At 69.8% G+C, this 2,845-nt stretch carries 1 protein-coding gene and 1 pseudogene; both read right to left on the bottom strand.

The window, feature by feature from the left end; all coding sequences use genetic code 11:
* Positions 1-235 precede the first annotated feature (235 nt).
* Positions 236-2,491, bottom strand: a complete 2,256-nt coding sequence (locus tag ACOJSN_RS13805) for a glycoside hydrolase family 3 N-terminal domain-containing protein (protein ID WP_420113080.1) — start codon at positions 2,489-2,491, stop codon at positions 236-238.
* Positions 2,488-2,845, bottom strand: a pseudogene (locus ACOJSN_RS13810) (ABC transporter permease); the annotation flags it as partial. The pseudogene ACOJSN_RS13810 and the gene ACOJSN_RS13805, both read right to left, overlap by 4 nt.

Here is a 2,845-nt window from a genome sequence, read left to right on the forward strand (position 1 = left end):
CTCGTCAGACCGCGGCACCACAGGCACGTCCGACCAGTCATGGTCATCCCAGGCGCCGTTCGACTCCCCATCCCGACCCTCCGCCGTCGTGCGCTCAGGACCCTCCGCATTCGAGCCCACCGAACGAGCGTGAGCGCGATCGGGAGGCGTCTCGCCATCGGTGTCCTCGACCATGCACACGACCGTAGACGGAGGGTCTGACATTGCTCGTCAGCCCCGGAATATCAACGATTCGTCAGGCGACCGTGAACCTCGCGGTCAGCAGATCCACGTCGCGCGAGGATGGCCCCACGAGCACGTCGAACGTCCCCGGCTCCACCACGCGCGCACCCTGCGCGTCGACGATCGTGCAGTCGGCCACCGCCAGGTCGAGGCGCACGCGCGCGGTCTCACCCGGGTCGAGGAGCACCTGCTGGTATGCCTTGAGCTCCTTGTCGGCCCAGCTCGCGCTCGTGGTGTCGTCGCGGACATAGAGCTGCACGGTCTCCCGCACCGGGCGGTGGCCGGTGTTGGCGACCGTCACCTCGGCCGTGACCACGTCGTCGGCGCCGACCGTAGCCGCCGACAGCGACAGGTCCGTGTACGTGACCGTGGTGTACGAGCGCCCCTCGCCGAACACCCACGCCGGTTCCTGGGTGAGGTCGGCGTAGCGATCGCCGTGCTGACCGCGGATCTGGTTGTAGTAGGTCGGCTGCTGCCCCACATGGCGGGCGAACGAGATCGGCAGCCGGCCGGAGGGCTCGACGTGCCCGAGCACGATCTCGGCGATCGCCCGGCCGCCCTCCATCCCGGGATTCGCGACCCAGAGCACCGCAGCCGCGCGAGCCACGCTGGCCGGGAGCACGAGCGGCTTCGAGGCCAGCAGCACCACGACCACGGGTGTCCCGGTCGCGATCAGTGCGTCGAGCAGCGCGATCTGCCCGCCGATCAGCTCCAGCGTGGCCGTGGACCGCCCCTCGCCCACGAGCAGTATGTGGTCCCCCACGACCGCGACCACGGCGTCCGCCTGCTCGGCCTCGGCGACCGCCGCGGTGATCATCGCCTCGTCCGGCTCACACGCCGTGACCACGGGGGGACGGGGCTGTCCGTCGGGGAACGTGGCGCCCAGCGAGTCCGCCGCCAGTGTGAGGATGTCCGCGCCGCGCGTGTAGGTGACGTCGGATCCCGCGGGCGCGAGCTCGCGCAGCCCATCGAGCACCGTGGTGATCATCGCCCGTGGCTGCCCCTCGATCCAGCCCGCCTGACCGGAACCACCAGCCCAGTCACCCAGCTGGTACTGGGCGTCATCGGCCAGTGGACCGGCCACGCTGATCCGCAGCGGCGCTCTGGTAGCGCCCGCCGCACCCTCGGCGACCCCGAGCGGCAAGGTCCCGTCGTTCTCGAGCAGCACGATCGAACGCCGTGCGGTCTCGAGGTTGAGAGCACTGTGCCCGGACTGCCCGACGACGCTCTCCCGCTCCTCCGCGGGCAGCCGCGGGTCCTCGAAGAGCCCGAGATCGAACTTGATGGTGAGGATGCGCGCCACGGCGTCGTCGAACGCATCCGGCGGGAGCATTCCGGTCTCGACCGCCTCGAGCGCCCCCTCATAGAAGCCCGGCGTCGTCATGATCATATCGTTCCCGGCGCGGGTGGCGGCGGCTGCAGCGTGCGCATAGTCAGGCTGCACCCGCTGCTCCCAGACCATGCGACCCACGTTGTCCCAGTCGGTCACGAGCATGCCGGTGTAGGCCCACTCCTCCTTGAGCACCTCGGTGAGGAGCCAGTCGTTGACCGTGATCGGGACGCCGTCGGTGGTCTGATAGCCGAGCATGAACGTGCGGCACCCTTCACGCGCCACCCGCTCGAACGGCGGCAGGAACCACGACCGCAGCTTGCGGCGCGAGATGTCGGCCTCGCTGGCATCGCGCCCGCCCTGGGTCTCGGAGTAGCCGGCGAAGTGCTTGGCGGTCGCGAGGATCGCGGTGTGGTCGCCCAGCCCGTCGCCCTGGTATCCGCGCACCATGGCGCTGGCGAGCTCGCCGATGAGGAACGGGTCCTCCCCGAAGGTCTCGTCCACGCGGCCCCAACGCAGGTCACGGGCGATGCAGAGCACCGGCGAGAACGTCCAGTGGATGCCGGTCACGGCAACCTCGACCGCCGTCGCCCGCGCCACCCGTTCGAGCAGCTCCGGGTCCCAAGAGGCGGCCATGCCGAGCTGCGTGGGAAAGATCGTGGCACCCGGCCAGAACGAGTGCCCGTGGATGCAGTCCTCGGCCACGAGCAGCGGGATCCGCAACCGGGTCCCGCCCGTGAGCCGATTCGCCTCGACGATGCGCTCGGGTGAGGTGTGCAGGATCGAGCCGGCATGGCGACCCTGCACCGCGTCGGCGAGGTCCTCGCGCGCGTCGAGCTGAAGCATCTGCCCGACCTTCTCCTCGAGCGTCATCCGCGCCAACAGGTCCGCAACCCGATCGGCGGTGGTCAGCGTCGGGTCGCGGAACGGCTCGCTCACTCGGACTCCTTCTCGGGCGCGGCGGCGGTGTTCGAGTCGCGCTCGGTACGAACGGCAGTCACGGGCTCGTTCACGTCGAGCCCCTTCTTCTTCATGGCACGGGCACGCTCCCCCGCCGAGCGCAGACGCGGGTTGACGTACTCGTCGATGCCGAAGTTGATCAGCGAGAGCGCCACACCGATGATCGCGATGCACAGCCCCGGCGGCAGGTACCACCACCACTGGTTCTGCTGGAACGCGCCCTGAGCGGACGCCCAGTTGAGGATGGTGCCCCAGTTGTAGGTCGTCACCGGGATGACCCCGATGTAGGAGAGCGTCGTCAACCCGAGGATCGCGGCGGTCACCGTGCCGACG

Origin of the sequence: Pseudactinotalea sp. (genome assembly GCF_048594945.1) — a bacterium.
Lineage (GTDB): Bacteria > Actinomycetota > Actinomycetes > Actinomycetales > Beutenbergiaceae > Pseudactinotalea.